The following is a 20,070-nucleotide window of genomic DNA, read 5'->3' on the forward strand; positions in this document are numbered from 1 at the left end:
AACAGCCGTATGCGGGATTTGGTTTATCTACGCAGCCGGAGCACACAATGGCCTACCAAACTGAAAAAATAATCCTCTCCTGTATGTCTGTAAAGATAGAAGAAAGCTGGCGCAAGGTACTAGCTCCCGAGTTTGAAAAACCGTACTTCCAACACCTGATTGCCTTCATAAAAGGCGAATACGCTACGGCTACGGTATATCCGGGCGGCTCGCAAATTTTTCACGCCTTCGATGCTTGCCCCTTCGATAAAGTTAAGGTAGTGATTCTTGGTCAAGACCCCTATCATGGTAAGGGTCAGGCGCATGGACTTAGTTTCTCGGTGGCCGATGGGGTGCGTACGCCGCCTTCACTACAAAATATTTTCAAGGAACTGCAGAGCGACCTGCCCGGTACCCCGCCCGCTCCAAACGGCAACCTCGACCGCTGGGCGCAACAAGGCGTGCTACTGCTCAACGCAACGCTTACCGTTCGGGCCGGCGACCCAGGTAGCCACCAGAAGAAAGGCTGGGAGCAGTTTACGGATGCCGTTATTCAGCAGATTTCAGACCTCAAGGAGCACGTTGTGTTCATTTTGTGGGGCGCGTACGCTCAAAAGAAGGGCGAGGTCATTGACACCCGTAAACACCTAGTCCTGAAAGCAGCGCACCCCTCTCCGTACGCTGCGGACCGCGGCTTTTTTGGCTCCCGTCCGTTCAGTCAAACCAACGCCTACCTCGAACAGCACGGCGAAGCGCCCATTCAGTGGTAAATTAAATCACTGATTGAAACGGATTACACGGATGCAATGATTTGGCTGATGTTGTTCAAAAAGCAAAAGGCCTTTCTCCTAGGAGAAAGGCCTTTTGCATGCGCTGGATTTACTAGGTAGTTAAAGCTGGCAAACCCACGCTAACACTCCAGTTTAGTCAACCAAGTTAAACAGTCGGTTCCAGCGGATCTTGTTGGCGAACGTGGCGTTCGGGTCAACGGACAGCCAGATAAGTACCGCTTTTCCTACAATGTGGTCTTCGGGTACAAAGCCCCAGAAACGCGAGTCAAGAGAGTTGTGGCGGTTGTCGCCCATCATGAAGTAATAGTTCTGCTTGAACGTGTAGCTCTGCAGTGGCTTTCCGTTCTGCAAAATCTGGCCATTTTCAGCCACACTCATGCCCTCGTTGTGCTCATAGCGCAGAATAATCTTCTGGTATTGCGGCGAGTTTTGAGGCGTAAGCTGTACCGTCTGGCCTTTCTTCGGAATCTGGAGCGGGCCGTAGTTATCCTTGTTCCAGGTTGGGAAGGGCGGAGAGGCTAGTGTTTGGCTGTAGGGCGAATCGGGGTTATTAGGGAACACCTGCTGTCCGGCTTCCGGCTGCCCAATTGGGGTCTGCAGTTCTATAATTCCTTTAACAGAGGGTAGCGTTTTGATATAGTCGCGAGCAGCCTGGCTCATGTGTACATCAAATCCTTTGCCCAGCCCTGGCCGCTCTCCATAGTAAGGCACACCATCGGGCGTATTGTATTCGATAACCCCAAAGCGTTTGAAAGTGTCCAGCAGTTCGTCATCGGGCTGCGGCACCTGCAGGAAATAGCTGCTCTGCATTTCCGGGTAGTTCTTGGCGGGCTTGCCGTTGATGAACACCTGGCCTTGCTTGATTTCGAGCACGTCGCCGGCAATGGCAATGCAGCGCTTGATGTAGTTAGTCCGCAGGTCAGCGGGGTGCTCCGCCTCAAAAGGCACATTGAACACCACCACATCGTTGTTTTTTATTTCCGAGAAGCCTGGCAGGCGGTAGCTCGGCAACTGAATCAGCTCGGAGTAGCTCTTAAGGCTAGTGCCCCAAATAGTTTGGTGCGTAAGCGGCACCTGCAGTGGGGTTTGCGGTGTGCGCGGGCCGTAGTGCAGCTTGCTTACAAACAAATAGTCGCCGACCAGCAGGGAGTGTTCCATGGACGGCGTCGGGATGGTGTATGCCTCGAAGGTGGCCCAACGGATAAGGGTAGCGGCAACTACCGCAAACAGAATGGCGTCGCCCCACTCACGAGCGGCGCTTTTACGCTTCTTCGGTGCCCCGCTAGGAGTAGCGGGCGGCGTCGACTTATTCTTTTCGAGGTATTTCTCCCAGGATTGTACTGCCATAATGAGTCAGAGGCCAGAAAAAACGAGCAGCCGGCACACGCCAGCTCCTTTCCGGTTTGAACGCCGGAAGATGCGAAATAATGCGTGAAGTAAGATGAAATAGTAGGGCCATACTACTGTAGTTGGCCCGAGGGCACCGCCAGCACGCCAAAAGCGCCAGTTTACTACCCCCTTGCCGAGCTCAAAGCCCGAGCAAGTCGTTCATCCCAAACACGCCCTGGCGGCCCGGCAACCACTCGGCTGCCAGCAACGCGCCCTGCACAAATCCGTCCCGGGTGTGTGCTTCGTGCTTCAGCTCAATGGTATCGGCTGGGGAGGAATATGTGACAATGTGCGTACCCACCACGGCTCCTTCGCGCTCTGAGAGAATGGCCAGCTCCTCGGCTGCTTCCGTAGCCTCGTTGTGCCACGTGGTTTTGGCTGGGAAATGACGCAGGATTCCTTCGGCGGCCGTAATGGCGGTGCCGCTGGGCTGGTCAACCTTCTGGGTATGATGGATTTCCCGAACCTGCACATCGTACCCGCCAAACTGGTGCATTTTGGCGGCGATATACTCATTGAAGTGAAAGAACAGGTTTACGCCAACACTGTAGTTGGAGGCGTAGAACAGCGGAGTGCCGGTTTGCTGGCTGAGGGCCTGGGCTTCAGGAAAGTGATGAAGCCAGCCTGTAGAGCCGCACACTACCGGAATGCCTTGGCGCAGACAGGCCGTTACGTTCTGAAAAGCGGCATCAGGATGCGTAAATTCAATGGCGGCGTCGGCCTCAGCAGTGGTAAAATTGGAGATGCGTACATCGGGCCGGCTAGGGTCGACGATGCCGACAATATGGTGGCCCCGGGCAATGGCCTGGGCTTCGATGGCCCGGCCCATTTTGCCGTAGCCAATCAGCAGGAGCTTCATGAGGAAAGTTTAGGTAGAAAGAACGGCGGAAGAGTAGGGTTCAGAAAAAGCAGCTCTGCCGGATTATTTGAAATATAATGTAACGGCCAGGCCCGTGCGAGGCACCGCCGTAGTGGTGGGCAACAACGCCGGATCAAGGCGCAGCCCTAGGTCGTCACTGATGTCAAAGTCGCGCAGGTGCGCGTCAACCAGCGCATCCAGCACCGTAATGCCATACGCTAGGGCTGTGTAAGCGATATAGGTGTCGCGGTTGCGGCGATAAAACACAATGCCCCGCTGCACATTTTCGGCACTGGTTTCCTTGCGCACGTTTTCACCCGAAAGTTCGGCTAGTGGCACCCCGGTCAACAGCTGCTCTTTGCCTTTTACGTACTCCTTGTAGCGGCTCTGGTAGAAAAACAAGACGTAGCCTGTGCCACCCAGCGCGCCATACACCAGCGGTAATTTCCAGTAACGGTGATTATAGATCTGGCCAGCTCCCGGCAATACCAGGGCTAGTAACGTAGCCTTCTGAGGCCGCGTGACGCGCATCCCAAACAACCGTTCCGTACGCCGAAGTGAGTCTGATACCGCCGAGGACCTAGTAGCTACCCGCGCCGAATCCGGGCCGGTGGTAACCGTTTGGGCGTGTATAGAACTTACTAAGCCCTGCAGTACCAACGTCAGAATGGCTAATCGGAAGTAATGCGGAAAATTCATGGCTGAAGCTTCTGGTTTTGAGGAAGTAGAGCCCGAACCTATGTGGGGATAGGTTGCAAGAGGCTTCTTCGCTCTATAACAGCTCTGCGTAGCAGGAAAGTATCCTGCCCGACAACTTATCCGTAGCCCACTTTAGCCGAAAAACTACTAGGTGCCAGAAAGTTGTGAAGTGGTGAAGAAACAAAGGGGCGGAACTAAGTTCCGCCCTTCATGTCTGGTTACGCTGGTTGCAGGATGTGGAGGATGCGTTGCATGTCTTCCACGGAGTCAAAGGCAATTTTGATTTCGCCTCTTCCCTGTGGCCCAGGCTTCACGAGCACCCGGCTGCCAAATCGTTCGGAAAGGTGGCGTTCGGCGCGTTTCAGCTCAGCGGGCGGCACGGCAGGCGTGGCGGGCTGAGCAGGCTTTTTGTCCGTTTCTGGGTTAGCACCGGCGCCATTGCGTACCAGTTGCTCTACCCGGCGCACGGAAAGGTCTTCATCTACAATGCGGCGGAATAGGTTCAGCTGCTGCTCCGTGTCCTCTACGTTTACCAGGGCGCGGGCGTGGCCCATGCTGATAACGTTGTCGCGGAGGCCAATTTGAATATCGGGCGGGAGCTTGAGCAGGCGCAGGTAATTAGTTACCGTAGAGCGGTTTTTGCCAACCCGGTCGCCGAGTTCTTCTTGCTTGAGGTTACACTCGCTTACCAGGCGCTGGTAGCTCAGGGCAATTTCAATGGCGTTGAGGTTTTCGCGCTGGATGTTCTCAATCAGCGCCATTTCCAGCATCTGCTGGTCATCGGCCTTCCGGATGTAAGCCGGGATGGCATCGAGGCCGGCTAGTTTAGAGGCCTGTAAGCGCCGTTCGCCACTAATGAGCTGATAGGAGTTGGTGCCCATCTGGCGTACCGTCACGGGCTGGATAATGCCCTGAATCCGGATGCTTTCGGCTAGCTCCTGCAGCGCGGCTTGATCAAAGTGCGTGCGGGGCTGGTACGGGTTGGCTTGGATATGGCCCACCTGAATTAGGCCCACCGAGTTTACCGGATGCGGAACTAGGCCCAGCCGCTCACTTTTCTTTTCGTAGCTGCCTTCAATCAGGGCATTCAGGCCCCGGCCCAAGCCACCGATTTTGCGCTTTGCTGGGGCAGAAGCTGCTGCCGGAATATTCTTCTCTTCGTTTTTCTCTGACATACCTGCAATCAGCCCTCGCCCAATAGCACGGGGCGAAAGCGGGATTCAAAAATACACAAACGCCCGGGATGACCCGGATATTTTTGTTCCACGCCAAAAATAACGTGGAACATAGGAGTAAAAGCAAAGTCGGCCAACAACTTAAGCTGCTGGCCGACTTTTATAATAGCGTCTGTATGGTGACTATTTGATGAGTACGAGCATCAATTTAGGCGAGTAGCCCATGCACTTCGCGTGTAAGAGGCAACGTCTGCCAAGTGGTGCGTTTGTCCCAAGATAGTGACTCGGCAGTCGAGATTATAAGATAGATTCTCGACCAAATCCCACCTGATGATTACGCCGCCGTATCCTCGGTGGCCTGTTCTGGCTCGTCGGCAGCTTCCACGTTCTTTTCCACGATTTCGCGGGCCAGGTTGAGGTAGCTGATGCTGCCCTTGCTGTCGGCATCGTGCAGAATAACCGGAATGCCAAAGCTCGGTGACTCCGACAGCTTCACGTTGCGCGGAATGATGGTATCGAACACTAACTGCTGGAAGTGCAGCTTTACTTCTTCCACTACCTGGTTGCTGAGGCGCAAGCGCACATCGTACATCGTGAGCAGAATGCCTTCAATTTCGAGGTTCTCGTTGAGGCGGCTCTGGATGATTTTGATGGTGTTGAGGAGTTTCCCCAAGCCTTCCAAGGCAAAGTACTCGCACTGCACCGGAATAATAACCGAGTGGGCAGCCGTGAGGGCATTTACTGTGATCAGACCTAGCGAAGGGGAGCAGTCGATAATAATGAAATCGTACTGCTCGGCGAGGGGGCGCAAGGCCTCCTTCATTTTCTCTTCGCGGTTGGGCAGGTTAATCATCTCCACCTCAGCGCCTACCAGATCAATGTGGGAAGGCATTAGGTCGAGGTGAGGCAGGAGCGTGGTTTGCAGGATGATATCCTGGGCATTGATGCCATCCACCATGCACTCGTAAATACTGTTCTGGATATCCTTCGGGTCGAAGCCCACGCCGGAGGTAGCGTTGGCCTGCGGATCGGCGTCCACGAGCAGGGTCCGATATTCCAGCGCGGCCAAGGAGGCGGCGAGGTTGATCGAGGAAGTGGTTTTGCCCACTCCGCCCTTCTGGTTGGCTACCGCAATGATTTTGCCCATTTTCGTCAGTTGTGAGTTGTCAGTTGCCGGTTGTCAGTGGGTGCAAGCTGCGATTTAAGCTACTAAATAAGCAACGGGCAACTGACAACTGGAAACTCATATGGTAATCGTTTCGCCAATGTTCAGCAGCACTAGCTCTTTGCCAGCCTGCTGAGCCTTGGTTTTTACTTCGTCGTGGTTGATGGTAATGGGCGGGAAGGAGTCGAAGTGCATCCCGATTATTTTAGAAGCGCCGGTCCAGTCGGCGGCAATCAGCGCGTCATCGATGCCCATAGTGAAGTGGCCACCGATTGGTAAAATGGCAAAGTCGAGCTGGTGCCGCTCACCAATCAACTTCATGTCGTAAGTCAGGGCGGTGTCGCCGGCAAAGTAGAAGGTTTTGCCTTCCGCCTCTACCACAAACCCTGCCGCCAACCCGCCATACGAGCCATCGGGCATGGAACTGGAGTGGGCCGCTGCTACCATTTTTACGGAGCCGAAAGGCAGCTGTACGGTGCCGCCTAAATTCATGGCGTAGGTAGCTTTCAGGCCTTTCTGCCCAAACCACCCTAGTACCTCCACCATACCTAGTAGCTCCGCACCGGTGCGCTTGCCAATTTCTTCAGCATCAGCTACATGGTCGGCATGGCCGTGGCTAAGCAAAATGTAATCCGCCTGTATTTTGTCCACGTCAATGGCTGCCGCCAACGGATTGGGGCGGATAAACGGGTCAAAAAGAACGTTGCTGCCGCCGGCCTCGAGGAGGAAGCAGGAGTGGCCGTAGTAGGTCAGGTTCATAAAGTGTGGGCAGTTATGCGGCGTGGTGGCTGCAAACCCCGGATGTGGGATACCTTTGCAAATATACACTGTTTCGTCGTTCCCATGCTCCCGTTTTCGCGCTGTGCCGCCGGTTCTGCTTTGCTTCTGACTTGCCTGCTCACGGCCTGCTCTGAACCTGCCTCTACCACCGATGCGCGCCGCGTATTTCGCTACAACCAGCCCGAAAGCCTAACTTCCTTGGATCCGGCATTTGCCCGTAACCAAGCCAATACCTGGGCTGTGACGCAGCTCTATAATGGCCTAGTGGAGCTGGATGATCAATTAAAGCCGGGGCCATCCGTTGCCCGCCGCTACACCATCAGCCCCGATGGCCGCCAGTACACGTTCACGCTGCGCCCCGACGTGTTCTTTCATGATGCTGAGGTGTTTCCGGGTGGCAAAGGCCGGCGCGTGACGGCGCAAGACTTCGTGTATAGTTTTAAGCGCCTGCTGGATGGGGCGACGGCCAGCTCGGGCGGCTGGATTTTCCGAGGCAAGGTGCATGAAAACAGCCAAGGCGAACCGTCAGATACCTGCTTTGTGGCGGTAAATGACACCACCCTGCGCATTCATTTGAAAGAGCCCTTCATTCCCTTTCTGGGCATCCTGACGATGCCTTACGCCTATGTGGTGCCTAGGGAAGCGGTGCAGAAATACGGAAAAGATTTTCGGGAGCATCCGGTGGGCACGGGGCCGTTCCGGTTTAAGGAGTGGGACGAGGGCAACGCCATTATTTATCACCGTAACCCCACGTACTGGAAAAAAGATGAAAAGGGCCAACAGTTGCCGTATCTGGAGGCAGTACAGATCAGCTTTATTCAAGACCGTAAAACGGAGTTTCTGACCTTTATGCAAGGAAAGCTGGACTTTCTGAGCGGCATCCGGAGCGGCTCCCGAGACCTGATTCTGTACCCCGATGGCACCGTGCGTGAGGACTTCCGGGGCAAGTTCCGGCTCCAGAAGGTGCCGTATCTGAATACTGAATATCTGGGAATGCAGCAGGACCCCGCCAACCTGCGCGGCGACAACGCCGAAACCGGCCGCGCCCTCCGCGATAAACGGGTACGCCAAGCCCTGAATTATGCGCTTAATAAGCCTGAGTTTCTGGCGTACTTCCTGAATAATGTAGGCAAGCCCGGCAGCTCAGGGTTTGTGCCGGCTTCGCTGCCTTCCTTCAGCCAGCAACTGGTGCCCGGCTACACCTATCAACCCGACAAAGCCCGACAGTTGCTCAAAGAAGCGGGCTATGGTCCCGGTAAGCCCCTGCACTTGCGCCTGAGCACCGTGGCCGAAACCAAAGAGTACTGCGAGTACTACCAGAAAAAATGGGCCGAAGTAGGGGTGCAGGTAGATATTGATGTAAACCAGGGCGCGGCCCACGGCGAGCTGATTGATAACGGACGCGCCGCCTTCTTCACCCGCAGCTGGCTCGGCGACTATCCTGACGCAGAAAACTACCTCGCCCTGTTCTATAGCAAAAACTTCGCGCCGGCGGGCCCCAATAAAACGCACTTCAAAAACGCGGCTTATGACCGCCTCTACGAGCAGGCCAAGCTGGAGCAAAACACCGAAAAGCGCTACGCCCTCTATCAGCAGATGGACCGCTTGATAGTGGAGGAAAGCCCAGTTATTGCTGTGTATTATGATGAGGTAGTGCGTCTCACCCAAAACAATGTGCAGGGTCTCACGCCCAACCCCATGAACCAGCTAGTGCTAGAGCGCGTCCGAAAGGAGTAGGCAAGTATCTACTAGCTATGTTCCTACTACATAAAGAGCGGCCTTTCTCCCGATGCGAGAAAGGCCACTCTTTATGTAGTAGGGGTAGTTTAGCTTTCCTAACGCCCTAGTGTTTTACTGCTAGCGTTCAGCTAACACCCCGAGGGCTTTTTCCACTTCGGTATTTACTAGGGTATACAGGCGCTGTAAGGCCTCTGGCGTGCCATCTTCGGCCCGCACGGCTTTGGTCGTTCCGTTGGGGTAGCGAATACTCAGGGTAGTGGATGGCATGTCGGAGGCGCCGCTGGAATACTCGGCTTTCAGCTTGCGAAACCCGATTTTGTCGGCCTCGCGCAAAATGCGCTCTATGCTGGCTACCGGCATTTTTACGTCGTGCTTGCCCTGTACCGGTGCGTGCTCAAATCCCTCGTATTGCACGCGGCCATCGGGGAAGATGCGGGCCGTGAAGTGGGGGCAACGGCCCAGGCAAGGCGTACGGCCAAACGTAATAACCGGCTGCGTGGCAGCGGCTGGCTTGGCAGTCGTGGGTTTCGGCTTCTTGCTTTTTACTTTGGCCTTAACCATTTTCTGGTTTTTAGGCGCTTGCTGCGCTCCGGCCGAACAGGCAAATAAACAGAACACGAGCAAAAGGGAAGACCAATGGAGGCGCATACAGAGAGGGTTAGGAGAGCTGAGCGGTAAATTCCAAAAACCAGGCCGAAACTCAACTAGCATTAGCCCGGCAGTGGGATATAAATACTAGGTCCTTGGTTGCTTTAAACCCAAACGCCCCGCTGCCGGAGGGCAACAGGGCGTTTGGAGGTACTAGAATGCTAGCTTACGAGCGGCGCGTTTTGCGCGGCGGCTTCGGTGAAATATCAGAGGCGCCAGTGCCGGGCTCCGAGTCCGTGTCGTCGTTGGTGTTATCCGAAGCAGCGGGGCGGCCACCTTTGCGGTCCTGGACCTCGCGCTCCTGAGCCGTTTTCATGGCTTCGGCCAAGCGTGCCTGGAAACCGCCGGGCTTCTTGTCTTTGTTTTTCACCTTGTTGGCTTCCAGCTTGGCGCGCACCTTGTTGTCATCCACAAAGCGGCGCGTCAGGGCTTGCTGGCCCAGGGTTACTAGGTTCGATACGAGGTAGTACCACGTCAGGCCGGCGGCAAAGTCATTCAGCACGAAGAAGAACACCAGCGGCATGAGGTAGCTGTAGAACTTCATCGGGCCCTGCATGGCTGAAGGGTTCGTCTGGTTGGTCTGGTACGTCATGGCCAGCGTCGAAATCGTCATCAGCAGCGTGAACAGGCTGATGTGGTTTCCGAGGAAGGGTAGGCTGAACGGCAGCTTAATCAGGTCGTCGTAGGTGCTCAGGTCATTCGCCCATAGGAAGTGCTCCTGCCGCAGCTCAATGGCGTTGGGGAAGAACTGGAACATGGCGAACAGAATCGGGATGGTCAGCAGCGTGGGTACGCAACCGCTCAGCGGCGACACACCCATGGTCTGGTACAGCTTCATCTGCTCCTGCTGCTGCTTCATGGCGTCATCAGGATACTTTTCCTTGATGGCATCCAGCTCCGGCTTCAGCACTTTCATGCGTGCCTGCGACTCGTACGTTTTGTACGTGAGGGGCCAGGTAACCAGCTTAATCAGCACCACCAGCAGCGCAATGATGATACCGTAGTTGCTGATGAAGTTCTCCAGGAAGTGGAACACGGGCAGAATCACGAACTGGTTTACCCAGCGGAACAGGCCCCAGCCTAGGTACACGTTGCGGTCGAAGCCCGGCGTCACATCTTTCAGAATGCTGTAAGAGTTCGGGCCGAAGTAAAAGCGGAACTGGCCTTTGCCACCCAGCACATCGGCCGCCGGAATGGTCAGCGTGGTGCTCAGCGTTTTGATGAAGGTGGTATCTTCTAGGTTCACCGTTGAGTTGAACTGCCCGTTGCTGAACTGGTTATCCGCAATGATGCCGGCTACAAAGAAGTCGTGCTTATGAGCCGCCCACTTCAGGGGCTCAGCAACTTTTATTTCCTCGGGTTTTTCTGAGGCCTCGGCCTGCGCATAGTCGCCGGAAACGAGGTAGTGGTTGATGGTAGTATGGTTGCGGTTTTGCTTGGCCTCCTTTTCCGTCTGACGCACATGGTCAAGGAAGGTAAAGGTGATGGGCTCCTGCGCTACAGCGTTGCTCAGGTTTACCATCCGCAGGTCGTACGCCACTTCAAAGCTATTAGCCAGCAGCGTGTAGCTCTGCTCAATCTGGCCGCCGGCCACGGGCGCCGAGAACGTCAGGCGCTGGCCCTGCTTATCGCCAACCGTAACAGCCTGTACGGCCGAGGGCTGGAAATACAGGTCCGACAGCTTCACCTGGCGGCCATCGGTAGTGCGGAAACGGGTATCAATCTGGGCACTGCGGGCGTCTAGCAGGTCGAGGGGCAAGCCCCGGAACGTCTTGTATTTATTCAGGCGTACGGCCTCCACGCGGCCACCCTTCGAGGAGAAGGTAACGGTCAGGTTTTCGTTCTGGAGCTGGGTAGTCTGGGCCGTGCCTTGGGCGGCAGCGGCAAACGAGCCGAGCTGGCTAGCTAAGGCCGCCGAATCAGGAGCAGCGGGCGTGGCTGCGGCAGGGGCCGAGGTAGCGGCGGCTGCGGTGGTTTTCGCGGGGCTGGCCGCCTGCTCCGGTTTCGGCTTGGGCGCAAACTGAAGGTAAATCAGAAGCAAGGCTGCCATCAAAAACAGGCCAATTGCTGAATTTCTGTCCATTAGAAGAGGGTAGTACGGAAAAATAAGGAGTGCAGCAGAAGCAACGCAGGGCTGGCCCGTCGTCAATAATCCGGCTACACTACCGCAAAGGTCGGACTTGTCAGGCGAATATTTTTCGCGCCGGCATTTTTGTCAGGCGAAATGGCAAAATAGTGCGGACCCGCGGCCATAACTGCTATAAAAAAACGGTCATGCAGCATACTGCATGACCGTTTTGTATGGACCGGGACCTGCACTAGCCCTTCCGGAACTGAATAGCCGCCCGCACGAAGCGTACAAACAGCGGATGTGGGTTCTGGACGGTGCTTTTGAGCTCGGGGTGAAACTGGCCGGCTACAAACCACGGGTGGTTGGCAATTTCTACCACTTCTACTAGGCCAGTTTCGGGGTTAAGGCCCGAGGGAATCATGCCGGCTGCCTCATACTGCTCCAGGTACTCGTTGTTGAACTCGTAGCGGTGGCGGTGCCGCTCACTGATGTGGTTGCGGCCGTAGGCTTTGGCTGCTTTCGAGCCCTTCCGGAGCTCACACGCATAGGAGCCCAGGCGCATGGTACCGCCTTTCTGAGTAATATTCTTTTGTTCCTCCATCATGGCAATGACGGGGTTCGGTGTCTGCGGGTGCATTTCCGTCGACGAGGCCTCAGGCAACCCGAGCACGTTGCGGGCAAACTCCACTACCGCTACCTGCATGCCCAGGCATATGCCGAAGAACGGAATGTTGTTTTCGCGCACGTGCTTCACCGCCAGTATCTTGCCCTCAAAGCCCCGCTCGCCAAAACCGGGGGCCACCAGCACGCCATCTACGCCGTGCAGCAGCGTCGCAACGTTGTCCTCGTTGATGTGGTCTGACTGAATGCTGCGCACAGTTACCTTGCACTCGTTCTGGGCGCCGGCGTGCACAAACGACTCGTTGATAGACTTGTAGGCATCGGGCAGCTCTACGTATTTGCCTACCAGCGCAATGGTCACTTCTTCGGTTGGGTTCTTCAGCCGACCTAGGAAATCTTTCCAGGTTTCCAGATCCGGATGCACCGCGCCCCCGCTGAGCTTGAGCTTCTTGATAACCCGATCATCGAGCTGCTCTTTCAGCATCAGCAACGGCACCGAGTAGATGCTGTCCGCATCCAGAGACTCGATAACGGAGTTGATTTTTACGTTGCAGAACAGCGCAATTTTGCGGCGCATATCCGCCGGAATCGGATACTCAGAGCGGCACACCAAAATGTCGGGCTGCAGGCCGGCTTCGCGCAGGTCGCGCACAGAGTGCTGCGTGGGCTTGGTTTTCAGCTCGCCGGCCGCCTTCAGGTAGGGGAGCAGCGTGAGGTGAATCACGAGCGAATCGTTCGGGGGCAATTCCCAGCGTAGCTGGCGCACAGCCTCCACAAACGGTAACGACTCAATATCGCCAATGCAGCCGCCGATTTCGGTGATGACTACATCGTAGTTGCCGGTTTCGCCGAGCAGCAGCATGCGCCGCTTAATCTCGTCGGTGATGTGCGGCACTACCTGCACCGTTTTGCCGAGGTAGGCGCCCTCACGTTCCTGCCGAATTACGTGGTCGTAGATGCGGCCCGTGGTAACGTTGTTGGCCTGCGACGTGGGTACGTTCAGGAACCGCTCATAGTGGCCCAGGTCGAGGTCGGTTTCGGCCCCGTCGTCGGTTACGTAGCACTCCCCGTGTTCGTAGGGGTTCAGTGTGCCCGGGTCAATGTTGATGTAGGGGTCAAACTTCTGGATGGTCACCCGGAAGCCCCGGGCCTGCAGTAGCTTGGCCAGCGAGGCCGAGATAATGCCTTTACCCAGTGAGGAAGTAACGCCGCCCGTTACAAAAATAAATTTGGCCGTAGTGGCAGCCGCGGAGGTGGGGGTTCGGTCTGGCATAACGGGAAACAAAGGTAGAGGTTATATCCGGCGGAGCAGGGTTGCAACTTGTTTTTTTAAGTGTAAGAAGACCCGCTAATAAGATTTTATGAGGCCTATACTGCCTGAGTATAAAGCCCCCACAAAATCAGCCGCGGTAAGCTGAACCAGACGCGGACTAGTTCATGCCCGCCGATTGGCTAGTGTTTTTTTCTAGTGGGCCGGCGCTAATCAGCTCCCGCCGTAGCGTGTCAGAGGCGGCGGTAAGCTTCGGCCGAATCTGGTCTAGGGCCAAGCGCAGGGCCTGCACATCGGAAACCCGCGGCGCGGTGGTTTGGGAGTAGCCGTGGTACATAGCTACGCGCACTTTGCTGCGTCCGGTGCCCGTGTAGGAGGCCAGTATATTCCCTTTGGCATCCAGAATTTGTACCTCCGCTTTCACGCTGGTACGGTACCACTCCAGAGGCAGGCCCAGTAGGCTGGGGGTCATTAGGGTCAGCATTTGGAAGCCCTGCAGAAACCGCCCTGTTCGCTCTTGTTTGGCCTGCGTTACCACCATCCGGGCATGGCCGTAGGTGTTGGAGTCGGGCTGCGGCTCGGCTAGGTGGAATGCTAGTTCCTGCCGAAATACCTTGCTGGCATCATCAGGCAAAGCCCCATCGGTGGCGGCCAGCGGCCCTGGTTCAATAATGGCTTCCAGGCGGGGCAGGCGCCCTAGCTCCACCGAGTTGTTGGAGCGTATAGCATGGAAGATGGCTTTTTCCGAAGACTTGCAACATCCTAGTCCCAGGCTCAATACCGATAGCAGCAATAGGTAGCGGGACGTCATAGGTGCTTATGTTATAAGATAGCCGCTCAGGCGATGTTCAAAATTACACCGCAAGCCGCCAGAAAGGGTTAGAGGCAGGTAGAATTACGCAGAATACCGATGAAAGCCTCAGGAACAAGGCTAAAAAGCAACTATAAACAAGCAGCGCCCCCACAACCGAGGCTGTGAGGGCGCTGCATATTATTGCTTACGTGCTGTTTCTCGGGCAAGGAAACGGCGTTCAGTAAGTTCTTAATGAGGTTGGTGGACTAGGGCGCTATCGGCTTCCGCAAGATCATCTACTGGGTCGGGGGCCACGTAGTTATCCACGAACTCACCTTCCCAGCGGGCTACCACGGCCGTGGCTAGGCAGTTGCCCATTACGTTAACGGCGGTGCGGGCCATATCCATCAGGGCATCAATACCCAGAATGATGAATACCGGCCAAGCGGGCAGGTTAAACGAAGCCACAGTAGCCAGCAGAATCACAAGTGAGGCGCGCGGCACCCCTGCTACACCCTTCGAGGTGAGCATAAGTGTGAACACCATCACTAGCTGCTGCCCAAACGACAACTCCACACCCGCGGCCTGTGCCACAAACACAGCCGCTAAGGAAAGGTACAGCGTAGTGCCATCGAGGTTAAAGGAGTAGCCCGTGGGCATCACGAAGGCCACAATGCGGCGCGGTACGCCAATACTTTCCATGGCTTCCATGGCGCGGGGCAGCGCGGCTTCTGAGGAGGTAGTAGCAAAGGCAATGCTAACGGGCTCTGCAATGGCCTGCACGAAGCGCTTCAGCGGGATACGGGCAATCAGGGCAATCGGGACGAGCACCAGCAGCACGAAAACGGCCAGAGCGCCATAGAGCGTCAGGAGTAGCTTAAAGGCATTCAATAGTGGCGCAAAGCCCATTTTGCCCACCGTGTAGGCCAGGGCGCCGCCTACCCCAAACGGGGCAAAAAACATCACCACGTTGGTGAACTTGAACATTACTTCCGAGAGGCTTTCTGTAACCTGCAGCAGCGGAATGCGGTGGCGCTGGTGCACCATGGCCAAGCCAATGGCGAAGATGATGGCAAATACCACTACCTGCAATACCTGACCCTCGGCCACCGATTTGGCAATGTTTTCGGGGAAGATGTGCAGGATGATGTCGGCGGTGCTTTGCTTAACGGTTTCCAGTTTTTCGGTGTCGGCGGCAATGCCGCTGCGGTCAACACCTTCGCCGGCCCTCGTCAGGTTGATGGCGCCTAGGCCAATGAACAGGGCAAAGGTGGTGACTACTTCAAAGTAAATCAGGGCCTTGAGTCCCATTTTGCCTACCTGCTTTAAGTCGGCATGGCCGGCAATGCCTACCACTAGGGTAGCGAATACCAGCGGGGCAATAATGGTTTTCACCAGCCGCAGGAATACGTCGCTGAGCACTTTCAGCTGCACGGCCTGGGTTGGGAAGTCATGACCAATTTCGGCGCCTACCAGCATGCTGACCACAATCCAGAAGGTAATAGAGTGGCGCTGCGTGGCAACGGCAATGATACCAAGCAGCGCAATCCAGCGGGAGGCCATCGCAATGCTGGGGTCGAGCGCTAGCCAACCCTGCGCGGTGGCTGTGGTCAGGAAAGCAGCTAGTACAAAGAGGATAAGGACTAGGGGGGCGAGTCGCGAAAACTTCATGCGCGGCAATTCAAGGAAAAGAGGGTAGCGGGAATGCAGCAAAGATAGGTTTCTGCGGGCAGTAGTGTGGCGTTCGCTGCGGCGTTGCCTACTTGCCCGTAGCGTACCACCAGCAGTACTAGCCCCCGCAAGCCACTAAACCGGCGGTAGTTGCCGCGCCAGCCGTATCTTTCGCTACCCTCTGTTTTCTTCCAAACCCCACTCAATGCTCACCTGGACGCTTACGCCGCTGGAGTTACCGCTACGCTACACCTGGAAAATTTCGCGCAACGCATCCACTACCAAAACCAACCTGCTGGTGCGGGTGCAAGGCGTAGGAAGTGCCCTGGTAGGGCAAGGTGAAGCCGCCCCGAACGTGCGCTACGGCGAAACGCCAGAAGGCTTGCAAGCACAGTTTGAGCAGTTGCAAGCCGCAGGGCTTGGCCACTGCAAGAGCCTAGTAGAGCTGACCGCTTTCCTGGCCGAACACCAGCCGGCCCAGGCGCTGCGGTTTGCGCTGGAGTCGGCGCTGGTGCATTGGGAGGCGAACAGGGCTGGCCAATCGGTAGCGCGCTGGCTGGGTATTCCGGAGCCTTCGGGAGCGGTGCCCACGGCTTTTTCGCTGCCCATTATGGAGCCGGGCGCTATAGCAGCCTTTGCGCGGGAACAGGACCTAGGCCGTTTTCCGCTCCTGAAAATAAAAGTAAACCGCGACGGCGCCCTGGATCTGCTGCGCGAAGTAACGCGCCTCTTTCCGGGGCGGCCGCTTATCATTGATGGCAACGAAGCCTGGCCTGATGCCGACAGCTTGCGCTACAGCTGGGAAAGTATTCAGCAATTGCCGGGCCTGCACGTGCGCCTGCTCGAGCAGCCCATGGACGCCGCCTGCCACGATGATTACCGCGCGCTGAAGGGCCAGCTCAACTGCCCCATATTCGCCGACGAATCGGTAACCGATGACGCTGACTTCGCCGCTATTGCCCGGCAGTTTGATGGCGTGAACATGAAGTTGATGAAGGCCGGCGGCTACCTTAATGGGCTGCGCATTCTGCGTGAAACCCGGACTCACGGCCTCCAAACCATGCTCGGTTGCATGGTCGAAACCTCCCTAGGCATCTGGTCGGCGCTGCAGGTGAGTAGCCTTGCTGATGTGTGCGACCTAGATGGCTTTCTGATTGTGCGGGATGAGCCGTTTGGGCTGGTGCGCGAGACGGAAGGCCGGCTGGAAGCCGTAGCGCAAAACAACGAGGTGCCAAACCAATAGTACAAAAGCGCATGTTGGCTTCGTCCTACTGGTTTGGCACCTCGCACGGCGCTTCCGCTTCGCGGATTACTTCAGCTTGGCGTCGATGGCCTGAATTTTCTGGTCAATAGCCGATGTTTCGGTAGGGCTTTTGGCGTTCGAGCTCAGCAAGCTGATTTTTTGGTTCAGCAGCTGAATTTTCTCCGCCATCAGGCTGATTTTGGTGTTCATCTCCGTGAGACGGCTTTCCATGGCAGCCGGGGTAGCGGGGGAGGGGCGCGGGTCGATGTACGTGTCGAACTTAGCCGTGGCGGGCACGGAGTTGTCGCCGCGGGCCTGAGCGGCGCTGGCGGGGGTAGCAAACACAATATCGCCGTTGGGACGCACGTAGTCGCCTTCTTTCAGCGTGGTTTTCTTGCCGCCGGGTAGCTCAACAATGCCGCTTTTGTAATTGATTTTCGTTCCGTTCGATAACAGCACGTTTTTTGTAAGCGGAGTTGGGCGCTTGCCCTGTACCAGCACCACCTCCCCGTTTTGTAACATAAACCGGTCGGAGGGGTTGGTAGCAACGGGGCCGGCTACTGTGGAGCTGGCCGCGGTTTGAGCCGTAGCAGCCGAAGCAGTTAACAAGCTGAAGGCTACGATGGGGAGCAGCAGTTTCTTCATGATAAGTAGGGAAGAGAGAATGAATGCGCTTGCTTACGGTATTTGCGGTGTGGTGTTTACATTTTTCTAATGTGCTCACTCGCAGACCATAGTTAAGGAGGATTATTATTTTTGATCAAATTTTCAGAACTGTGTTGTTACATTAAATGTATGTACATATATTTGCAACGCATTCTGGCATTTCCATATGCTTATGAAGATAGAGGACGAAATCAAACAGCCCGCCTTTAAGGATCAACACCAGAAAGCCTACATCAATCTGGTGTTTACAGCCGGGTGGCTGCAGCTGCGGCAAGGGGCCATGTTTAAGGAATATGGTCTTACACTGCCTCAATTTAACGTTTTGCGCATTCTGCGAGGACAGCACCCTAAGCCGGCTACCGTGAATCTGCTAATTGAGCGAATGCTTGATAAAACCAGCAATGCTTCTCGCATTGTAGATAAGCTGGAAGCCAAAGAGCTGGTTACCCGCAAAGTGTGCCCTAGCAACCGCCGCGCTGTGGATATCCGCATAACTGAGGCGGGCCTGGAGCTGCTGCGCCGCATTGATGCGGTGATGGACGTGCAAAGCAACGGGCTTCATAACCTTACTCCTGAGGAAGCTGCTCAGCTCAGCGACCTACTCGATAAAGTCCGCGACTAGCGGTTACAGATTTTCCCTATTGCCATTTTCTTTTTCGTTAAAACCCATGAAAAAAATCATTCTGCCAGCTCTGCTGGCTGCCTCGCTGCTGGCTGCTCCGGCCTTCGCTCAACAGCCAGCGGTAAAGAAAACCAACGCGGGCACCTCTAAGGCTGCCTCTACCGCCTACAAAGTGCAGCCACAGCTGAGCACGCTGGGTTGGGTAGGCAAAAAAGTAACGGGCCAGCACAACGGCAACGTGCAGATTCAGGGCGGCGACGTGCTGGTGCGTGGTAACCAAATCGTAGGCGGTACTTTCACCGTTGACATGAACTCGCTGAAAGTTGAGGACATCAAGGAGAAAGAGTACAACGATAAGCTGGTGGGCCACCTGCGCTCCGATGACTTCTTCAGCATCGACAAAAACCCAACTTCGACGTTCAAAATCACGAGCCTGGCTCCGCTGAAAGGCGATGCTAACGGCAACAACGCCACTGTTACCGGCGACCTGACCATCAAGGGCATCACCAAGCCTGTTTCGTTCCCCGCTAAAGTAGGTGTGAAAAACGGCGTGGCTTCAGCTAGCGGTACCGCTACCATCGACCGCACGAAGTACGACATCAAGTACGGCTCTAAGTCGTTCTTCGAAAGCATCGGTGACAAAGCCATCATGGATGAGTTCACCATGAGCTTCAACGTAATTGCCAAGAAGTAATTCGCGGCATCGGTACTAGGTGCCGAAACAGTAAAAAGCCCCGTCAACAGCTGTTGGCGGGGCTTTTTGGGTTTAAGCGGAAACGCTACCTAGTCGGGCAGCTCCAACTCCCGGGGTAGCTCAAACTTGAGGCTGCGGCTTTTAGCGCGGGCGTGTAACTGCTGCAAAAAGTCATCAACCTCGGCTTTGTACTCCAGCCACAGGTCTTCGTGCAGGTTCTGCAGAATCAGTTGGGTAGTGCGCGCCGCCAACCGGGCCGTGCTGGTATAGAAACCCGCGTACACGCTCTCAAACTGGCCCGTATAGTTTTCAAAGATGTGGCGTAGCGTGTAGAGGTTCAGATCTACCTCCAGGCGCTTGTCTTTGGTGATGCGGCGGGCGCGGGCTACTTCCTTGGTGGCTTTCTGGAGAGCTTTGGTGAGGCTGCGGTTGAGTAGGCGGCCGGTAGCGCCCACCGAAAACAACTCATGAATCTGATCGGAGGCTTGCTCAAACACGGTTTCGCTGGTCACGTCGGGTAGCAGCTCAAAGCAGAGTGTATCGTAGAGCTCGGCGTCGCGGCGCGCGGCGCGCAGGAGCAGGGCTTCCTTCTCTTTGTCAGACAGGCGTTTGAGGGCGCGCTTGAACTCAGCGGACGGAACAGGCATAAGCAGAAGGGAGGCAAATAGAGCGGAACGGAAGAATAGAACAGGAAAAGTACGTACGGAACGCAAAAATGAACTGACCCGCCAAGTGCAGCGGCCAGGTTCCGCACACTTTAGCAACACAAGAGGCCTAGCAGGCTACCAGCGTATTTTTCAGCTATAATCTTTCCGAAACCGGGAAACGATTCAGCCTTTCAGCGGGTTATACTAGGCCGAGTCAAACTAAGAAATCCGGCTTTCTGCCTGTTTCTCCGTATTTTTGTGCCATGAACACCAATCCACAAATCGAGTACGACGAGGACGTTCTGCTCCTGGAAGAAACCATCGATGTGCGTGACCTGATCGTGTACAATGATGACATCAATACCTTCGACCACGTTATCAAAACGCTGATTGATGTGTGTGGCCACGGGCCGGAGCAGGCAGAGCAGTGCACGCTGCTGATTCATTATAAAGGCCAGTGCACCGTAAAGCACGGCTCTTACGACGAGCTGGCCGGCATGTGCACCGCCATTCACGACCGGGGCATCTCGGCCGATGTTATTTAGTT

The 20,070-nt window shown here is 55.7% G+C and carries 19 protein-coding genes; 6 read left to right on the forward strand and 13 right to left on the reverse strand.

All coding sequences use genetic code 11. The features are described 5' to 3' along the window. Positions 1-83 precede the first annotated feature (83 nt). The gene (locus tag ACYVHC_RS13380; protein ID WP_460614231.1) at positions 84-749 is read left to right on the forward strand and encodes a uracil-DNA glycosylase; all 666 of its coding nucleotides are present in this window, start codon (positions 84-86) and stop codon (positions 747-749) included. Positions 750-902: 153 nt separating this feature from the next. Here the strand turns inward: ACYVHC_RS13380 and lepB are convergent, their stop codons facing one another. The 6 genes from lepB to ACYVHC_RS13410 form a co-directional block, all read right to left on the reverse strand. Continuing rightward, the gene (gene lepB / locus ACYVHC_RS13385; RefSeq protein ID WP_460614232.1) at positions 903-2,117 is read right to left on the reverse strand and encodes a S26 family signal peptidase; all 1,215 of its coding nucleotides are present in this window, start codon (positions 2,115-2,117) and stop codon (positions 903-905) included. Positions 2,118-2,298: 181 nt separating this feature from the next. Next, positions 2,299-3,018, reverse strand: coding sequence for a 4-hydroxy-tetrahydrodipicolinate reductase (dapB, locus tag ACYVHC_RS13390; RefSeq protein ID WP_460614233.1), 720 nt, complete (start codon positions 3,016-3,018; stop codon positions 2,299-2,301). A gap of 63 nt (positions 3,019-3,081) precedes the next feature. Continuing rightward, a complete protein-coding gene (locus ACYVHC_RS13395) occupies positions 3,082-3,717 on the reverse strand; it encodes a DUF5683 domain-containing protein (protein WP_460614234.1) in 636 nt (211 codons plus the stop codon). A gap of 218 nt (positions 3,718-3,935) precedes the next feature. Beyond that, positions 3,936-4,892 carry a ParB/RepB/Spo0J family partition protein gene (locus ACYVHC_RS13400; protein WP_460614235.1) on the reverse strand — a complete coding sequence of 319 codons (957 nt, stop codon included), beginning with the start codon at positions 4,890-4,892 and terminating at the stop codon, positions 3,936-3,938. Positions 4,893-5,226: 334 nt separating this feature from the next. Continuing rightward, positions 5,227-6,039, reverse strand: a complete 813-nt coding sequence (locus ACYVHC_RS13405; protein WP_460614236.1) for a ParA family protein — start codon at positions 6,037-6,039, stop codon at positions 5,227-5,229. 96 nt (positions 6,040-6,135) lie between these two features. After that, a complete protein-coding gene (locus ACYVHC_RS13410) occupies positions 6,136-6,816 on the reverse strand; it encodes an MBL fold metallo-hydrolase (protein WP_460614237.1) in 681 nt (226 codons plus the stop codon). Between the two features lie 84 nt (positions 6,817-6,900). On the opposite strand from ACYVHC_RS13410, the gene ACYVHC_RS13415 reads away from it, so the two are divergent. Next, a complete protein-coding gene (locus ACYVHC_RS13415) occupies positions 6,901-8,574 on the forward strand; it encodes an ABC transporter substrate-binding protein (protein WP_460614238.1) in 1,674 nt (557 codons plus the stop codon). Positions 8,575-8,694: 120 nt separating this feature from the next. On the opposite strand, the gene ACYVHC_RS13420 is transcribed toward ACYVHC_RS13415, so the two are convergent. From ACYVHC_RS13420 to ACYVHC_RS13440, 5 genes are all read right to left on the reverse strand, one after another. Continuing rightward, on the reverse strand, positions 8,695-9,195 hold the full coding sequence (locus ACYVHC_RS13420; RefSeq protein ID WP_460614239.1) for a DUF6438 domain-containing protein: 501 nt from the start codon (positions 9,193-9,195) through the stop codon (positions 8,695-8,697). Between the two features lie 196 nt (positions 9,196-9,391). Beyond that, positions 9,392-11,308, reverse strand: coding sequence for a membrane protein insertase YidC (yidC, locus tag ACYVHC_RS13425; RefSeq protein ID WP_460614240.1), 1,917 nt, complete (start codon positions 11,306-11,308; stop codon positions 9,392-9,394). Positions 11,309-11,543: 235 nt separating this feature from the next. Beyond that, positions 11,544-13,190, reverse strand: a complete 1,647-nt coding sequence (locus ACYVHC_RS13430; protein WP_460614241.1) for a CTP synthase — start codon at positions 13,188-13,190, stop codon at positions 11,544-11,546. A gap of 157 nt (positions 13,191-13,347) precedes the next feature. Continuing rightward, the gene (locus ACYVHC_RS13435) at positions 13,348-13,998 is read right to left on the reverse strand and encodes a hypothetical protein (RefSeq protein ID WP_460614242.1); all 651 of its coding nucleotides are present in this window, start codon (positions 13,996-13,998) and stop codon (positions 13,348-13,350) included. A 231-nt stretch (positions 13,999-14,229) separates the two neighbouring features. Next, the gene (locus tag ACYVHC_RS13440) at positions 14,230-15,651 is read right to left on the reverse strand and encodes a dicarboxylate/amino acid:cation symporter (protein ID WP_460614243.1); all 1,422 of its coding nucleotides are present in this window, start codon (positions 15,649-15,651) and stop codon (positions 14,230-14,232) included. A gap of 205 nt (positions 15,652-15,856) precedes the next feature. On the opposite strand from ACYVHC_RS13440, the gene ACYVHC_RS13445 reads away from it, so the two are divergent. Beyond that, positions 15,857-16,894 (forward strand): dipeptide epimerase, encoded by a 1,038-nt coding sequence (locus tag ACYVHC_RS13445; RefSeq protein WP_460614244.1) that lies wholly within the window; start codon positions 15,857-15,859, stop codon positions 16,892-16,894. 66 nt (positions 16,895-16,960) lie between these two features. Here the strand turns inward: ACYVHC_RS13445 and ACYVHC_RS13450 are convergent, their stop codons facing one another. Then, positions 16,961-17,539 (reverse strand): DUF6799 domain-containing protein, encoded by a 579-nt coding sequence (locus tag ACYVHC_RS13450; protein WP_460614245.1) that lies wholly within the window; start codon positions 17,537-17,539, stop codon positions 16,961-16,963. 193 nt (positions 17,540-17,732) lie between these two features. Here ACYVHC_RS13450 and ACYVHC_RS13455 point away from each other — a divergent pair, with 193 nt between their 5' ends. Both ACYVHC_RS13455 and ACYVHC_RS13460 read left to right on the forward strand, forming a co-directional pair. After that, entirely contained in the window at positions 17,733-18,182 is a 450-nt protein-coding gene (locus ACYVHC_RS13455; protein WP_460614246.1) for a MarR family winged helix-turn-helix transcriptional regulator, read from the forward strand. 46 nt (positions 18,183-18,228) lie between these two features. Next, complete coding sequence (locus ACYVHC_RS13460; protein WP_460614247.1) at positions 18,229-18,876, forward strand: YceI family protein; 648 nt, start codon at positions 18,229-18,231, stop codon at positions 18,874-18,876. Positions 18,877-18,965: 89 nt separating this feature from the next. Here ACYVHC_RS13460 and ACYVHC_RS13465 read toward each other — a convergent pair whose 3' ends face one another. After that, positions 18,966-19,523, reverse strand: a complete 558-nt coding sequence (locus tag ACYVHC_RS13465; RefSeq protein ID WP_460614248.1) for a hypothetical protein — start codon at positions 19,521-19,523, stop codon at positions 18,966-18,968. 263 nt (positions 19,524-19,786) lie between these two features. Between ACYVHC_RS13465 and ACYVHC_RS13470 the strand changes: the two genes are divergently transcribed. Then, complete coding sequence (locus ACYVHC_RS13470) at positions 19,787-20,068, forward strand: ATP-dependent Clp protease adaptor ClpS (RefSeq protein WP_460614249.1); 282 nt, start codon at positions 19,787-19,789, stop codon at positions 20,066-20,068. The last annotated feature ends 2 nt before the right edge of the window (positions 20,069-20,070 follow it).

Source organism: Hymenobacter seoulensis (genome assembly GCF_054780535.1).

Excerpts from the sequence above, each read along its gene's own strand:
- lepB (WP_460614232.1), bottom strand. The coding sequence starts at position 2,117 with ATGGCAGTACAATCCTGGGAGAAATACCTCGAAAAGAATAAGTCGACG.
- ACYVHC_RS13380 (WP_460614231.1), top strand. The coding sequence starts at position 84 with ATGTCTGTAAAGATAGAAGAAAGCTGGCGCAAGGTACTAGCTCCCGAG.
- ACYVHC_RS13460 (WP_460614247.1), top strand. The coding sequence starts at position 18,229 with ATGAAAAAAATCATTCTGCCAGCTCTGCTGGCTGCCTCGCTGCTGGCT.
- ACYVHC_RS13440 (WP_460614243.1), bottom strand. The coding sequence starts at position 15,651 with ATGAAGTTTTCGCGACTCGCCCCCCTAGTCCTTATCCTCTTTGTACTA.
- ACYVHC_RS13410 (WP_460614237.1), bottom strand. The coding sequence starts at position 6,816 with ATGAACCTGACCTACTACGGCCACTCCTGCTTCCTCCTCGAGGCCGGC.
- ACYVHC_RS13450 (WP_460614245.1), bottom strand. The coding sequence starts at position 17,539 with ATGAAGAAACTGCTGCTCCCCATCGTAGCCTTCAGCTTGTTAACTGCT.
- ACYVHC_RS13405 (WP_460614236.1), bottom strand. The coding sequence starts at position 6,039 with ATGGGCAAAATCATTGCGGTAGCCAACCAGAAGGGCGGAGTGGGCAAA.
- ACYVHC_RS13430 (WP_460614241.1), bottom strand. The coding sequence starts at position 13,190 with ATGCCAGACCGAACCCCCACCTCCGCGGCTGCCACTACGGCCAAATTT.
- ACYVHC_RS13400 (WP_460614235.1), bottom strand. The coding sequence starts at position 4,892 with ATGTCAGAGAAAAACGAAGAGAAGAATATTCCGGCAGCAGCTTCTGCC.
- ACYVHC_RS13415 (WP_460614238.1), top strand. The coding sequence starts at position 6,901 with ATGCTCCCGTTTTCGCGCTGTGCCGCCGGTTCTGCTTTGCTTCTGACT.
- ACYVHC_RS13445 (WP_460614244.1), top strand. The coding sequence starts at position 15,857 with ATGCTCACCTGGACGCTTACGCCGCTGGAGTTACCGCTACGCTACACC.
- ACYVHC_RS13470 (WP_460614249.1), top strand. The coding sequence starts at position 19,787 with ATGAACACCAATCCACAAATCGAGTACGACGAGGACGTTCTGCTCCTG.
- ACYVHC_RS13465 (WP_460614248.1), bottom strand. The coding sequence starts at position 19,523 with ATGCCTGTTCCGTCCGCTGAGTTCAAGCGCGCCCTCAAACGCCTGTCT.
- ACYVHC_RS13455 (WP_460614246.1), top strand. The coding sequence starts at position 17,733 with ATGAAGATAGAGGACGAAATCAAACAGCCCGCCTTTAAGGATCAACAC.
- ACYVHC_RS13395 (WP_460614234.1), bottom strand. The coding sequence starts at position 3,717 with ATGAATTTTCCGCATTACTTCCGATTAGCCATTCTGACGTTGGTACTG.
- yidC (WP_460614240.1), bottom strand. The coding sequence starts at position 11,308 with ATGGACAGAAATTCAGCAATTGGCCTGTTTTTGATGGCAGCCTTGCTT.
- ACYVHC_RS13435 (WP_460614242.1), bottom strand. The coding sequence starts at position 13,998 with ATGACGTCCCGCTACCTATTGCTGCTATCGGTATTGAGCCTGGGACTA.
- dapB (WP_460614233.1), bottom strand. The coding sequence starts at position 3,018 with ATGAAGCTCCTGCTGATTGGCTACGGCAAAATGGGCCGGGCCATCGAA.